The organism is Anaerolineales bacterium (assembly GCA_003105035.1).
Lineage (GTDB): Bacteria > Chloroflexota > Anaerolineae > Anaerolineales > UBA4823 > FEB-25.
Genome location: PQAL01000013.1, coordinates 57,181 through 71,634, shown reverse-complemented (window position 1 = coordinate 71,634; position 14,454 = coordinate 57,181). Strand labels below are relative to the sequence as shown.

General features: G+C 52.2%; 11 protein-coding genes. 8 read left to right on the top strand and 3 right to left on the bottom strand.

All coding sequences use genetic code 11. From position 1 onward, the window contains the following. The first annotated feature begins 26 nt into the window (after positions 1-26). Positions 27-1,184: a hypothetical protein gene (locus C3F13_06335; GenBank protein PWB54631.1), complete on the top strand. Its 1,158-nt coding sequence runs from the start codon at positions 27-29 to the stop codon at positions 1,182-1,184. 123 nt (positions 1,185-1,307) lie between these two features. Here C3F13_06335 and C3F13_06330 read toward each other — a convergent pair whose 3' ends face one another. Next, the gene (locus C3F13_06330; protein ID PWB54630.1) at positions 1,308-2,327 is read right to left on the bottom strand and encodes a D-2-hydroxyacid dehydrogenase; all 1,020 of its coding nucleotides are present in this window, start codon (positions 2,325-2,327) and stop codon (positions 1,308-1,310) included. A 233-nt stretch (positions 2,328-2,560) separates the two neighbouring features. On the opposite strand from C3F13_06330, the gene C3F13_06325 reads away from it, so the two are divergent. The 4 genes from C3F13_06325 to purB all read left to right on the top strand — a co-directional run bounded on the left by C3F13_06325 (position 2,561) and on the right by purB (position 9,060). Beyond that, positions 2,561-3,013 (top strand): hypothetical protein, encoded by a 453-nt coding sequence (locus C3F13_06325; protein PWB54629.1) that lies wholly within the window; start codon positions 2,561-2,563, stop codon positions 3,011-3,013. Positions 3,014-3,143: 130 nt separating this feature from the next. Further along, positions 3,144-5,489: an ABC transporter gene (locus C3F13_06320; GenBank protein ID PWB54628.1), complete on the top strand. Its 2,346-nt coding sequence runs from the start codon at positions 3,144-3,146 to the stop codon at positions 5,487-5,489. Continuing rightward, the gene (locus tag C3F13_06315) at positions 5,486-7,345 is read left to right on the top strand and encodes a multidrug ABC transporter ATP-binding protein (protein ID PWB54627.1); all 1,860 of its coding nucleotides are present in this window, start codon (positions 5,486-5,488) and stop codon (positions 7,343-7,345) included. Before C3F13_06320 ends, C3F13_06315 begins: the two co-directional genes overlap by 4 nt. Positions 7,346-7,665: 320 nt before the next feature. After that, a complete protein-coding gene (gene purB / locus C3F13_06310; GenBank protein ID PWB54674.1) occupies positions 7,666-9,060 on the top strand; it encodes an adenylosuccinate lyase in 1,395 nt (464 codons plus the stop codon). A 78-nt stretch (positions 9,061-9,138) separates the two neighbouring features. Here the strand turns inward: purB and C3F13_06305 are convergent, their stop codons facing one another. After that, positions 9,139-10,419 (bottom strand): adenylosuccinate synthase, encoded by a 1,281-nt coding sequence (locus tag C3F13_06305; protein ID PWB54626.1) that lies wholly within the window; start codon positions 10,417-10,419, stop codon positions 9,139-9,141. A 103-nt stretch (positions 10,420-10,522) separates the two neighbouring features. Here C3F13_06305 and mviN point away from each other — a divergent pair, with 103 nt between their 5' ends. The 3 genes from mviN (at position 10,523) to C3F13_06290 (ending at position 13,392) form a co-directional block, all read left to right on the top strand. Continuing rightward, positions 10,523-12,109 carry a murein biosynthesis integral membrane protein MurJ gene (gene mviN / locus C3F13_06300; GenBank protein PWB54625.1) on the top strand — a complete coding sequence of 529 codons (1,587 nt, stop codon included), beginning with the start codon at positions 10,523-10,525 and terminating at the stop codon, positions 12,107-12,109. 1 nt (position 12,110) lies between these two features. Continuing rightward, positions 12,111-12,839 carry a hypothetical protein gene (locus C3F13_06295; protein PWB54624.1) on the top strand — a complete coding sequence of 243 codons (729 nt, stop codon included), beginning with the start codon at positions 12,111-12,113 and terminating at the stop codon, positions 12,837-12,839. 124 nt (positions 12,840-12,963) lie between these two features. Continuing rightward, positions 12,964-13,392: a heat-shock protein Hsp20 gene (locus tag C3F13_06290; GenBank protein ID PWB54623.1), complete on the top strand. Its 429-nt coding sequence runs from the start codon at positions 12,964-12,966 to the stop codon at positions 13,390-13,392. A gap of 220 nt (positions 13,393-13,612) precedes the next feature. Here the strand turns inward: C3F13_06290 and C3F13_06285 are convergent, their stop codons facing one another. Next, entirely contained in the window at positions 13,613-14,359 is a 747-nt protein-coding gene (locus C3F13_06285; protein ID PWB54622.1) for a polyphosphate glucokinase, read from the bottom strand. Positions 14,360-14,454 lie beyond the last annotated feature (95 nt).

The following is a 14,454-nucleotide window of genomic DNA, read 5'->3' as shown; positions in this document are numbered from 1 at the left end:
TCCTCCCTACGAAAGGGTAAGTTAGCATGTTCAAACGTTCCCGGAATGCACGACTGCTCCTGTCAGTCACATTGTTCTTTGCCTTGGTCAGCCTGGCCTGCGGGGTTTCTATCCCGCCGCTCACCAAGCCCCCAATACCCCCAACCTTAGCAGCCCAACAGGTACTTCCCAATACCAGCATTTCCCAACCCGCGGTGGTAGACAACGATGACCAGGTGGTGATCGACTTATACTCCCGTCTCAATCCTTCGGTGGTGAACATCACGGTGTATCTCGATGAGAACGGTAGCCTGCTTTCGTTCGCTCAGGGCTCAGGTTTCGTCTATGATGACCAGGGCCACATTGTAACCAACGCTCATGTAGTGGATGGCGTGGACGCCATCGAAGTCACTTTTTCGGATGGGTTAATTCGCGAAGCTAGCCTGGTGGGAGAAGACCTTTTCAGTGACTTGGCGGTTATCAAGACGGAACTCCCTGAGGGTGTCGCTGCGATTCCCCTCGGCTCGATGGAAGACATAGCTGTCGGACAGAGCGTCGTTGCGATCGGGAATCCGTTTGGCTTGGAGGGCACCCTGACACGCGGTGTGATCAGCGCCTTGGGCCGTACGATCCCGAGCCTGACGATTTACTCCATCCCACAAGCCATCCAGACCGATGCAGCCATCAACCCGGGGAATTCTGGTGGCCCGCTGCTTAACCTGAACGGTGAAGCCATTGGGGTCAATGCCCAGATCGAAACAGGCGGTACGACAGACAGCAACATTGGGGTAGGTTTTGCCGTGCCGGTCAGCATCCTGAAGCGCGTCATCCCAGCCCTGGTTCAGGATGGCAAATATGATTGGTCATACCTGGGGATATCCGGCTATACCGTCAACCCGTCGCTGGTAAAAGCTATGAACCTGCCCATCGAGCAAGGTGCATATGTAACGACGGTGACAGAGGGTGCCCCGGCAGGGATTGCTGGTCTGGAAGGCACCTCCGGCACAACCACTCAGGATGGCCGCGAAGTGGCGGTGGGTGGAGATGTGATCACGGCTATTAACGGACAGCCAGTGAACACCTTTGATGACCTGCTGGTCTACCTCTCGCTGCAGACGTCTCCAGGTCAGGATGTTACCCTGACGATCCTCCGTGATGGCCAATACCAAGACGTGAGCGTGACGTTGGGTACTCGCCAACCGTAATTTATCAGGCCTATTTCCGCATTCCATAAAAGCTTTCCAGCGAAGTAGAAAATTCACTGGAAAGCTTTTCGTTTACAAATGCGCCAGGGGTGTTTGGTGACAAGTAAACTATGAAATGTCTCGTTAATACCCAAGTGCGGGATCCAAACGGTTGTACAGGGGTAGCTGTTCCAGGTAGCGGCGTAGATTTTGGGTGAACAGCTCGGCAGCACGTTCATCATAATGTGGAGAAAACCCAGCGATGTGCGGTGTGATGATGACGTTGGGTAGCTTCCACAGGGGGCTGTCAGCAGGTAGGGGCTCCACTGGGAACACGTCTAGAGCTGCACCGGCAAGCTTACGCTCGCGCAGCAAGGGGATCAAGGCATTGTGATCCAGGATCTCACCTCGCGAGATATCCACGAGGTATGCTCCGGGCTTACACGCGGCTAACTCCTTGGCACCCAGCAGGTTTTTAGTGGCAGAGGTGCGTGGCAGGCACACCACCACATAATCACATTCTTTGAGCATGGAGCACAGTGCTTCTGGAGGGTAGAGACGGTTCACCAGGTCTCCGCCCGGGTCACCCAATCCATCGGGTATGTAACCGGTATCTTCCGGATGGCGGATATCACGTTTGGTAGCCAGCACTGTAGTTCCGAAGACCTGGAGCAGGCGGGCGATCTGCCGGCCTATGCTCCCGTAACCCACAATGCCCACTGTGCTATCTCTCAGCTCGCGTGGGGTAAACAACTCCCAGCGGCCCGAAGGCCACTCTGCCTTCCGTTGGTACGCTATCAGGTCAGGCAGGTGGTGCCCAAGTGCCAGCATCATCGATATGGCATGCTCGGCCATCTGCGGTGCAGAAGCACCGCTCATGCTGGTGATTGCCAGACCTTCTTTTTGCAGGATAGCTTCATCCAGGGCGTGATCCAGCCCGGCCCAATGAAATTGTATCCAGCGCAGGCGAGGAGCTTGCTCGGGTTTGGGCAGCACCCGGTTGGTATACAACACCTCGACCCGCTTCCACACCTCATCATTCACCTCCTCGAGCTTACGGGCCACAATCTTTTCCAGGGTGATGCGGGGTGAGACATCGGCAACCTTTTTCATCAGCTCATCAGAGAAGGGTAGTGTGATCAATATTTCGATTGGGTCATCCATGGCTCACCTCATTGGTGTGGGATAGTGTGGGATAAATGTGGGATAACATGGGTTATCTATCATGATCTATATTTTACCTAATGGGGGTAAAACCCTCCATGTTTCTGGGTATTATCAAGATATTCCCAATCATCTCTAACCAAATTCTCATCCATTGCAGTCACACATAGGTTTACAGATTCTAAAGACATCGATATAATCAAGCCCGCTTAACTATTCAGAAAGGTTAATGGATGAATGCTACAGATTCGTTAGTTGACACACTGCAGGAAGCGTTTGGCATTTTCCGCCATCGCTTGATGGGAAATATATTCGTGTTCGCCAGGGATAAAGGCCTGACCATGGGGCAATTTGGTGCCTTGCTTCATATTTTTAAGACCGAAGGCTGTGGCGTATCAGATATCGGCTCTGATATGGGCATCACCAACTCCGCGGCCAGTCAGATGATGGATCGGCTGGTACAGCTACAGCTGGTCACGCGCTCGGAGGATCCAAAAGATCGGCGCTCCAAGCAAATTGTATTGACCGATAAAGGCCGGCAGATCCTTCAGGAGGGCACACTGACCAATCAGAAATGGTTGGAAACCCTGGCTATCTCTATGACCCCGGACGAACAAGAACTTGTCAGACAGGCAGTTGAAATACTGATAATAAAAGCCCGCCAATTCGAGACCGAAACCAATTAATGCATTAGCAGTAACTGACGATCTCAGCTTCGCCGAAAACGGCTGGTAAGTTACCCGGCAATATTCAAACGAGATGAGTGCGATTATTATGAAAGGAACATGAGGGCAATCGATAAAGGATAATTGGATTATGTTACGCATAGCAAAATACCTTAAACCTTACCTACTTCTAATCCTGGTGGCCATAGCCTTGCTCTTCGTACAGGCGAATGCCGACCTGGCCCTCCCCGATTACCTTGCCCGGATTGTCAACACCGGCATCCAGTTGTCAGGGATTGAGAATGCGGTTCCCCAAGCCATCCGCCAGAGCACCATGGATAAGCTGACCTTGTTCATGAGTGCCCAGGATAAAGCTTCTGTCCTGGCGGCTTACACCCTGGCTGATAAAACGAGCAACAATTATGCTGAGCTGGTTAAACAATACCCAGCCCTGGCTACTGAATCAGTCTATATTCTGAATAAAACAGACCAGGCAGAGATTGACCTGCTGAACCCGATCATGGCAAAACCTCTGCTGATCATATACACCATCGATCAAGCCATGGCTGACCCGACCAAGCTAGCGGGCTTGGCTCAAGGTATGGGGATCGACCTATCCAAGATTCCAGCCGGAATGGATTTATTTTCGGTGTTGGCTAAGCTGCCCGATGCACAGCGGACGACAATCATCGCTTCGATCACCAAGACCGTGGATGAGAAAATGGGGGCAATGAGCGATAAGATGCTCGTCCAAGCAGCCGCTGTGGCGATTAAATCCGAATACACCGCCCTGGGCATGGATGTAGGCAAATTTGAGTTAAATTATCTGCTGAGGGTGGGCAGCATCATGTTGGGCCTGACCTTGCTCTCAGGTGTCTGTACCGTGCTGGTTAGTTTCCTGGCTGCCAAGACTGCTGCCGGGTTTGGACGCGATGTTCGTAAAGCAGAATTTACCAAAGTAGAGAATTTCTCCAGCACAGAGTTCGACAAGTTTTCGACCGCCTCCTTGATCACCCGCTCTACCAATGATATTACCCAGATCCAGATGGTGGTCTTCATGATCATACGCATGGTGCTGTACGCACCCATCATCGGAATTGGAGCCATCATTCATGCCTTTAGGCTGGATACCTCCATGTGGTGGATCATTGCCCTGGCAGTGGGTATCCTGTTAACCATCATCATTATTGTGTTTACTTTAGCCCTGCCCAGGTTCAGGATCGTCCAGAAATTAACAGACCGATTGAACCTCGTCATGCGCGAGAACCTCTCCGGTATGATGGTCATCCGTGCTTTCAACCGGCAGGACTTTGAGGAAAATCGCTTTGATAAAGCGAATCTGGATATTACTGCTGTCATGCTTTTTATCGGGCGCATTATGGTGGTTATGATGCCCCTGATGATGCTGATCATGAACGGTGTAACGGTTTTGATCATCTGGATTGGTTCGCATCAGGTGGCTACGGCGAACATGCAAGTTGGTGATGTGATTGCATTTATGCAATACACCATCCAGGTGGTTTTCGCTTTCCTGATGATGTCCATGATGTTCATCATCTTGCCCCAGGCTTCAGTCTCTGCCGGCCGCGTCGCCGATGTCTTGGGAATAGAACCCGTGATCAGTGATCCCGAAGAGCCTAAACACTTCAGTGACCATTTCGTCGGGACGGTTGAGTTCCGTAATGTATCTTTCCGCTATCCCGACGCAGAGGAAGACGTCTTGCATGACATCAATTTCATCGCCAAGCCTGGGCAAACCACTGCGTTGATCGGATCGACGGGGTCAGGTAAATCCACCGTTGTTAACCTGATCCCGCGTTTTTACGATATCACTGGTGGATCGATTCTCGTGGATGGCATCGATATCCGCCAAGTGACCCAGCACGATCTGCGCGACAAAATCGGGTATATCCCCCAGAAAGGTGTCTTATTTTCTGGCACCATTGAAAGCAACCTGCGTTATGCAGACGAAAATGCCAGCGATGAATTATTACGCCAGGCAACCGATATTGCCCAGGCAACTGAATTTATCCTGGGTGAAAATGGAAATGGTGCCCACAATGGTAATGGATCTGCTCATAAAGAGGATCTCAACCATGGAGATGGGGCAGTAAATGGTGATGGAGACCATGATGGGAACGGCTTTCAGACTGAAATTTCGCAAGGGGGCACAAATGTCTCCGGCGGTCAAAAACAACGCCTATCGATTGCACGTGCATTGGTGAAGAAACCACCCATTTATATATTCGATGACAGCTTTTCGGCGGTCGACTTTAAAACTGATGCTGCTTTACGCCGGGCGCTTAAGCAACAAACTACAAATAGCACCATTCTGATCGTCACTCAGCGGGTATCAACTATCAAGAACGCAGAGCAGATCATCGTCTTAGATGAGGGCAGGATTATCGGTAAGGGAACCCATCAGGAGCTGATGCGGGACTGCAAGGAATATCAAGAGATTGCCTTATCACAGCTCAGTCAGGAGGAGCTACTATGATGCACCCAGGACCTGCACGTGGAGGTCAACGACGCGGACCCATGGCTGGAGGACCCATGGCGATGATGAAAGGTGAGCGTGCCCATGACTTTAAAGGTACCATGCTCAAACTATTCAATTATCTAGGCAAATATCGAGTGAGCTTGATTATTGCTTTGTTCATTGCTGCAACTTCGACGGTTGCCACGATTTTTGGACCAAAGGTGATGGCCAGAGCAATTGACGAGCTGGTTTCCGGCGTAATGGCGATGAGTTCTGGCACTGGATCGATCGATTTTGTTGCTATTGGGAATATCCTGTTGGAGACAGCTGGCTTGTATATTCTTTCTGCCGGGTTGAGCTTCGCCTCAGGTTGGATCCTCACCGGTGTTTCTATGGATATTACCTACCGTTTACGCAAGAATCTTTCAGAAAAGATCAACCGGATGCCGTTAAAGTATTTTGATGGAACCAACCATGGTGAGATCTTGTCCCGTGTTACCAATGATGTGGCGACAGTCAGCCAGACCTTAAGCCAAAGCCTGTCCACAATTATCTCTTCAGTCACCGGTGTGATCGGGGCATTAATCATGATGCTTTCGATCAGCTGGATTTTGACCCTGGTGGCAATCTTGATCATCCCTCTGTCAATGATATTCCTGCGGTTGATCCTACCCCAGTCTCAGAAATACTTTTCTCAGCAGCAGGATTACCTCGGTCATGTCAATGGGCACGTGGAGGAAATGTTCAGCGGCCATATCGTTGTAAAAGCTTTCAATGGCGAGAAGAAAAGCATCGAAAAGTTTGAGGGATATAACAATACGCTTTATGAAGCCGGGTGGAAATCGCAATTTCTGACCGGCCTGCTGTTCCCAATCATGAACTTCATCGGCAATCTGGGATATGTGGCGATAAGTATCCTGGGAGCCTGGCTGGCACTTTTGGGAAGAGTGACGGTAGGCGATATCGTTGCCTTCCTCCAGTATATCCGCAGCTTCACCCAGCCGCTGACCCAAATCGCTAATATCTCCAACATCCTCCAGCAGACTGCCGCAGCAGCTGAGCGGGTGTTTGAATTCCTGGCTGAGAGTGAAGAGATCAAGGAAACCGAGAATCCCATCCAGCTGCCTGCGATCACTGGGCATGTGGAGTTCAGGGATGTACACTTTGGTTACAACCCAGAAAAAATCATCATCAATGACTTCAGTGCTTCGGTAAAACCAGGCCAAAAGGTGGCAATCGTTGGGCCGACGGGAGCTGGCAAGACCACCATGGTGAAGCTTTTAATGCGCTTTTATGATGTAAACAGCGGTGCCATCCGGATCGACGGGCATGATCTCCGGGAATTTTCACGTGGCGATCTGCGTTGTTTGTTTGGTATGGTCTTGCAAGATACCTGGTTGTATAACGGGAATATCCGCGAAAATATCCGCTATGGCCGGCCGGAGGCCACTGACGAAGAGGTCATCGCCGCTGCCAAGGCAGCTCGCGTTGATCATTTCGTTCGCACCCTGTCTGAAGGATACGACATGGTCCTCAATGAGGAAACTACCAACATATCCCAGGGGCAGATGCAGCTGATGACCATCGCCCGGGCTGTGCTTGCCGATCCTACCATGTTGATCCTGGACGAGGCCACCAGTTCGGTGGATACCCGTACAGAAATCCTGATCCAGGAGGCTATGGACGAGCTGATGAAAGGCCGGACGAGCTTCATTATCGCCCACCGGCTTTCCACCATTCGCAATGCCGACCTGATCCTGGTAATGGAGCATGGTGATATCGTCGAGCAAGGCACGCATGAAGAGCTGTTAGCTCGGAATGGGGCCTATGCCGAGATGTATAACAGCCAGTTTGAGCATGTGATGGCTGTATAGGCAGCTATTCATTATACGAAAGCAATTGTAAAGGCGCAGCGCCGCTGCGCCTTTACTCTTATATTGGGGTTGTGTGTCCGATCAGGTCATATAAATGTCATAAATGTGAAAATGACATATGATATTTGAATTTAACGTTTGTTCTTTGCTATTATTATGTTGACAACTGAATAAGCCGGAGCAATCTGAAAGAACAATATCCTGGCAATAATCTAGCACCGCTAGACAGCTGGTCAGGCTGTACATAAAATGCCAGATAAAATCCCGTTATTGGCGGGAGAAAAAGATTGCCCCGGCGATTTTTGTTCTATAATAGCCGCATGAGCCCAGAATATCAAACCTACCAATCACCATTCACGTGGCGTTATGCCAGCCCTGAGATGCGCCGCGTATGGAGTGAAGAACATAAGCGTAACCTGTGGCGCCAGTTATGGGTCACACTGGCAGCAGTTCAGGCAGAATACGGTTTGGTGACAGCCAGCCAGCTGGAAGATCTTCGCTTGCACATGACTGATGTGGATGTGCCGCATGCGTTGGAGATCGAGGCTGAGATCCATCACGACCTGATGGCTGAGTTGAGAACCTTTGCTGAGCAGTGCCCGTTGGGTGGTGGCAGCCTGCACCTGGGTGCCACCTCCATGGATATTGAGGATAATGCGGATGTCTTGCGCCAGCGCCAGGCACTTGACTTGCTGCTGGAGAAGCTGCACCATGTGCTCCTGCTGCTTGCTGGCAAGATCGAAACCTGGGCTGACCTACCGCTGATCGCCTTCACCCACCTGCAGCCTGCTGAGCCATCGACATTGGGATATCGCTTGGCCAGCTACGCCCAAGACCTTCTGATGGACTGGCTTGCTTTGCAAAACACCCGCATGGAGCTGCGCGGAAAGGGTTTCAAAGGCGCGGTGGGGACGGGGGCTTCATTTGCCGAGCTGGTTGGCGACGAAAACCTGGAGGCGTTCGAAGATCGATTATCTACTCTTCTGGACCTGCCTTTCTATTCTATTACCACCCAGGTGTACCCGCGTAAGCAGGATTATGCCTTGCTCAGCAGCCTGGCTGGCTTGGGTGCTTCACTGCACAAGTTTGCCTTCGACCTGCGCCTGCTACAGTCGGCTCCGCTGGCTGAGCTAGCCGAGCCGTTCGGGAAGCACCAGGTGGGCTCATCCGCGATGCCCTTCAAGCGTAACCCGATCAACGCCGAGAAGATAGACTCATTGGCGCGTCTGTTAGCCCAGATGCCCCGCACCGCCTGGGATAATGCTGCCAATTCACTGCTTGAGCGCACGCTGGATGATTCAGCCAATCGCCGGGTTGTGCTTCCTGAAACTTTCTTGATCTGTGATGAGCTGTTGCTAACTACCAGGCGAATATTGGAAGGGTTGCAGGTCAACGAGCCGGCTATCCAGCACAACCTGGAAACTTATGCCCCCTTTGCTGCGGTCGAGCGCGTCTTGATGGCACTGGTCAAGGTCGGGGCTGACCGCCAGGTGATGCATGAGTACCTGCGCGAGCACTCCCTCACCGCCTGGGCAGAGGTTGAGGCAGGCAGGCCAAACCACCTGGCGGAGCTGATCAGCCATGACCCGGAGCTGACCATCTACCTGCCCGAGCCCGAGTTATGCCGGTTGATGGACATCTCGCATTACGTGGGGGATGCTCCACAGCGAGCTCGCCAGATGGTGATCAACATCCGTGCAAGTTTGATGAGCTAGTTTAGCAGGACAAAAGAAACCCCGATTGAGAAAATTCAGCCGGGGTTTTTTCATTAACTCAAGCAAGAATGAGTACAGTTATTTCATGATCGTAGCGTTACGCTCGGGTCCAACCGATACCATCGACACTGGTGTCTCCACCAGCTCTTCAATCTTTCTCACATAGGCCTGAGCCTGGCTGGGCAGCTCGCCGAACTTGCGTACCTGCTTGGTGGGTTGCAGCCAGCCATCCATCTCAATGTATTCCGGTTCAAACTGCTCCAGCCAGCGTGCATCCCCTTCCCAGTAATGCACCAACGGCTCTCGTTTGCCATGCAGATGATATCCCACGCAGATCTTGATCTTTGGCAGGGTATCCAACACATCCAGCTTGGTCAGGGCGATCTCACTGTAGCCATTCAGCTGGGAGGTAAATTTCACCAGGTCGGCGTCGAACCAGCCACAGCGTCGCGGCCGGCCGGTCACTGTTCCGTACTCCTGTCCCTCTTTTTGCAGCACCTGGCCGGTTGCGTCATTCAGCTCGGTCAGCATCGGGCCCCGTCCCACGCGGGTGATATACGCCTTGGCCACCCCGATGACCCGGGTGATCCACTTTGGTGCAATGCCCAATCCGGCCGTCACCCCGCCTGAAATCGTGGTGGAGGCAGTGCAGAATGGATACGTACCCCAGGTGTTATCCAGGAGGGCACCTTGAGCGCCTTCCAGGACAATGCTTGCATTCTCCTTCAAAGCCTTTTGGACCAGTCCGAAGGATTCACGCACCATGCTCTGTACCTGCCTGAATTCAATGATCTTTTGCTCGATCAGTGCATCCAATTCCAGGGTTTCCAGGCCATTTGCCTGGAATAGGCTGTTTTTTACCTTCAGCTGGATGGAAAGTTTCTCTCGAAATGTCGTTTCGTCCTGCATATCTACCAGGCGGATGCCGTTGTAGCTTACTTTATCGGCATATACCGGTCCCATGCCGCGCCTGGTGGTGCCGGTGCTGGCATCACCCTTGGCTTGCTCGTAGATCGCTTCCACCAGGGGATGATATGGCATGACCACATGGCAGCGTGGTGAAATCCACAAGCGCTCGCTCAGATCGATGCCAGCTTCCTTGATGATCTTGATTTCAGAAATCAGTGTAGCCAGGTTTACCACCACGCCTGGACCGATGATGCAAGTGGTGTGCGGGTTGGCAAAACCGTTCGGCGTCAGCCTCACCTTAAACGTCCCATAATCGTTCACCACGGTATGCCCCGCATTATCTCCGCCATTGAACCTGGCAGTAATGCTCGCCGCCTGTGAAAGCAGATCGACGATCTTTCCTTTGGCTTCGTCTCCCCATTGAGCTCCCACGACCATACTCACGCTCATATGCAAATCCTCCAATCTTTGTAACACCGGATACTTTATTTTACTTCCTCACAGGAGTTGGAGCAGTAATATTAAGGCGGATTAGCGGATATAATCAATTCCTGTGGCTGTAATCGAAGATAACGCTAACCGCCAGATTGCCCGTTCAGCCGGCGTGGTGATGATCGCCCTGCTGATCAGCAATGTCGCCAACCTGGTCAGCCTGATCTTAAATGCCGTAACTTTTGGCACATCGGCTGATATGGATGCTTTCCTGGCTGCCAACCGCGTCTCTGAAACACTGTTCGTGCTCATGGCTGGCGGGGCATTAGGATCAGCCTTCATCCCCACCCTGACTGGATTATTGACCAAAGGTGAGCGTAAGACGGCCTGGAAGCTGGCTTCTGCCATTGCCAATCTGGTGCTGATCGTGCTGATCATTGCCGCTTGTCTGGCATTTGTCTTTGCCCAGCCACTGGTCCACTATATTCTCGCCCCCGGATTTGCCAACAACCCAACCCAGGAAGCGCTCACGGTGAACCTGCTGCGCATCATGCTGCCTTCCGCCGTGATCTTCGGCATCAGCGGGCTGGTGATGGGTATCCTTAACGCGCACCAGGTGTTTTTCATCCCTGCCCTTACCCCTGCCATGTACCGCCTGGGTATGATCTTTGGCATCTTGTTCCTTGCGCCAAGCATGGGAATTTACGGCCTGGCATGGGGTGTGGTGATCGGTTCCGGCCTGCACCTGCTACTGCAGGTGCCCAGCCTGTTGAAGCTCAAGGGCATTTACGTGCCTGGCCTGGGGCTAAAAATGCCCGAGGTACGCCATGTGGGTTTGCTGATGTTACCTCGCGTGTTCGGTGTCGCGGTGGTGCAGCTAAACTTCTGGGTCAACACTCGCCTGGCATCATACATGATTGAAGGTAGCGTCACCGGCATCAATTGGGGCTTCACCATGATGCTCTTCCCGCAGGCGCTCATCGGGCAGGCGGTAGCCACGGCTGCCCTACCCACACTCTCTGCCCAGTTTTCTCAGGGTAAAATGGACGACCTGCGCGGCTCTCTGGCGGCCAGCATGCGTGGCATCCTGTTCCTGGCAATCCCAGCGTCGGTTGGGTTGGTCTTGTTACGGCAGTCCATCGTTGCCTTGATGATGCAGTATGGTGAGTTTACTGCGCAGTCCACCCAGCTGATCTCATGGGCGTTGTTATGGTTTTCGCTGGGGCTGGTGGGGCACTGCCTGGTGGAGATCCTGGCCAGGGCATTTTACGCCATGCACAATACCAAGACGCCTGTCTTCGTGGGTGCAGCTGCGATGGGGTTGAACGTCGTCTTCAGCTTGCTGTTCTCTGCCTGGTTCGCCCGTATCGGTTGGCTGCCGCTGGGTGGGCTGGCACTGGCTAACTCGCTGGCCACCGCCTTGGAAGCGATCGGGTTGGTGATCCTCATGCGCCGCAGGCTGGGTGGGTTGCAAGGCCAAAGGGTTTTCAAAGGCACCCTCCAGGCACTGCTGGCCACCTTTTTTATGGCCCTCTCTATCTGGGGCTGGTTGGTGCTGACAAGCAGCCAGGCAGCCTGGCTGGTAGGCATAGGTGGGGTAATCATCGGCGGATTAGTTTACGCATCTTTTATATTTTTGTTGAAAGTACCAGAAATGCAGATGTTGCTGGGAGAAGTAAAACGGCGGTTGAGGCCAGCTACGAACTGACATGCTCCCAGAGATTTACCACGCCCACCATACCATGCACCTGGAAGACCTCCCATTCTGGCTGGAGCTGGCCGACATGGCTGGTGATCCAATCCTTGAGCTGGGGTGCGGTACCGGCCGTGTTTTGCTCTCAATGGCAAAGGTAGGACATCACTGTGTGGGTTTGGATAATGACCCAGCCATGCTGGCTTATTTACAACAAGGGGTCGGCTCGATCACACCTACCCCACTGCTGGTGGTCGAAGATATGTGCCGATTTAATCTGCACCGGCAGTTTTCGCTGGTCATCCTGCCATGCAATACCTTCAGCACCCTGTCGGAAGCTCAACAACTCTCCTGCCTGGCCTGTGTTTATGAGCATCTGAAACCTGGTGGGTTTTTTGCCTTCAGTATACCTAACTCCCAGGTGTTGCTCAGCCTGCCTGCCCGCGCAGGCGTTGAGTATGAGGAGGCATTTACCCATCCTCAAACGGGCAATCCGGTACAGGTCAGTAGCAGCTATCACCGCACAAAAAAGCTTTTTCGCCTTACCTGGTACTATGATGAGTTGCATCCGGATGGGCGGGTGGATCGCTTCACCGCCCTGGCTGCCCATTATTTACTTCCCACACAGGCATATCTGGATAAGCTGCGGCAAGTAGGGCTGGTAGTTAATGCCCAGTACGGTGATTTTGACCGATCCGAATTTGTCGATGAAAGCCCGTGCTTGATCTGCATTGCTTCGCGCTGATCTGTTAACAATCCCAAACAGGATTCTTTCAAATTTCATATATAACGTTTGCAGCGCTCTTATATCGCTAAAGTATCATTCACGCATTGATACACAAAATAGTGATAATAAAGGAGAAAATATTATGACATTCTACGTTACCCCCTACCATCGCATGGCTGCCATGCGGCGTGCAATGAACAACTGGTTCGAAGATGCCTTGACCGATCAAACCCCCACCGAGCGTGAAATGCTCCTGGCTGTAGACGTCAAAGCACTTGATGAAGGTTATGATATCACCGCCCTCGTCCCCGGTCTTGAGCCTGACGACGTGGATATCGAAGTTTTAAACAACACGGTTAGCATCCGCGGCGAATTTAAATCAGCTGATGGCGTTGAGGCGAAGTACATGGTTTGCGAGTTGCCCAGCGGCCGGTTCAGCCGGGTGATCACCCTGCCCACCGCAACCGATGCCAGCCATGTGGAAGCCTCAATCAAAAACGGTGTGCTATCCCTGCGCATCCCTAAAGCTGAGGCCGATCGACCCAAGACGATCAAAGTTAGCACCAATTAAGATTGTGACAGATTGTTATGAAGCCAGCTTCATCCAAAAGAGGCAGCTTTCAGCAAATTGCTAATTGAGTGTTATTGGTTGAAACTTATTAATTGAGAAGAGCTCAACCTTGCATCTAGCAAATATCCAGCTGGTAATCGGTTGAGCCCTTCGCATTTAATTTGCTGATTATCGCCAACGGGCAAATTCTATCCTGGTTTAGAAAACCGAATTAATTCAATCATTTCTGATTGACTTGATAGCTAGCTGCCAGGGCAGCTCCAACAATCCCGGCGTCATTGCCAAACTCGGCGGCGATGATTTTTGTGTGAACTGTCAGGTATGGCAAGAACTGGTCCTGTTTCTTAACCGCTCCGCCGCCCAGGATGAACAGGTCCGGTGAGAAGAGGTTTTCCAGCGTAGTCAGGTATTTATCCAATCGCTTGGCCCACTTTTTCCAGGATAGATCCTGCTCCTTGCGAGCAACATCCGAGGCAATGGTTTCGGCATCTTCGCATTCCACTTCGATATGGCCGAGTTCTGTGTTGGGCACCAGCTTGCCATCGATGAACAATGCTGAACCGAGCCCGGTGCCGATCGTGATCATCAGCACCACCCCGCGCACTCCCTTGCCCACCCCGAATGTGACTTCCGCCAGCCCGGCTGCATCAGCATCGTTGACCACATACACCGGGCACTGAGTTGCTTGAGAGAACAGCACAGCCGCATTCGTGCCGATCCATTTCTGGCTGATATTTGCTGCACTTTCAGCCACCCCGTCGCGAATCACTGCCGGGAAACCGCACCCAATGGAGCCGTGCCAATTAAAATTTTCAGCCATCGATTTGACGACTTCCGCTACCGCCCCAGGTTTCGCTCCTTCCGGTGTGGGTAAGCGGAACCGTTCCGCCAATAGAACTCCCTCTTCCGTTTCAACGGGTGCTCCTTTGATGCCCGTACCACCGATATCAATTCCAAGTATCTGCATGTACATCTCCTAACAAGCATTCTAGTTGCAGGTTTATATATTATATCGCCGAGCTCAACGAATGAGTGACCATTCATGCCATCGCTTTGGAGCAG

Coding starts and splice junctions, on each gene's coding strand:
- C3F13_06335 (PWB54631.1), top strand. CDS start 27: ATGTTCAAACGTTCCCGGAATGCACGACTGCTCCTGTCAGTCACATTG.
- C3F13_06330 (PWB54630.1), bottom strand. CDS start 2,327: ATGGATGACCCAATCGAAATATTGATCACACTACCCTTCTCTGATGAG.
- C3F13_06325 (PWB54629.1), top strand. CDS start 2,561: ATGAATGCTACAGATTCGTTAGTTGACACACTGCAGGAAGCGTTTGGC.
- C3F13_06320 (PWB54628.1), top strand. CDS start 3,144: ATGTTACGCATAGCAAAATACCTTAAACCTTACCTACTTCTAATCCTG.
- C3F13_06315 (PWB54627.1), top strand. CDS start 5,486: ATGATGCACCCAGGACCTGCACGTGGAGGTCAACGACGCGGACCCATG.
- purB (PWB54674.1), top strand. CDS start 7,666: ATGAGCCCAGAATATCAAACCTACCAATCACCATTCACGTGGCGTTAT.
- C3F13_06305 (PWB54626.1), bottom strand. CDS start 10,419: ATGAGCGTGAGTATGGTCGTGGGAGCTCAATGGGGAGACGAAGCCAAA.
- C3F13_06295 (PWB54624.1), top strand. CDS start 12,111: ATGCTCCCAGAGATTTACCACGCCCACCATACCATGCACCTGGAAGAC.
- C3F13_06290 (PWB54623.1), top strand. CDS start 12,964: ATGACATTCTACGTTACCCCCTACCATCGCATGGCTGCCATGCGGCGT.
- C3F13_06285 (PWB54622.1), bottom strand. CDS start 14,359: ATGCAGATACTTGGAATTGATATCGGTGGTACGGGCATCAAAGGAGCA.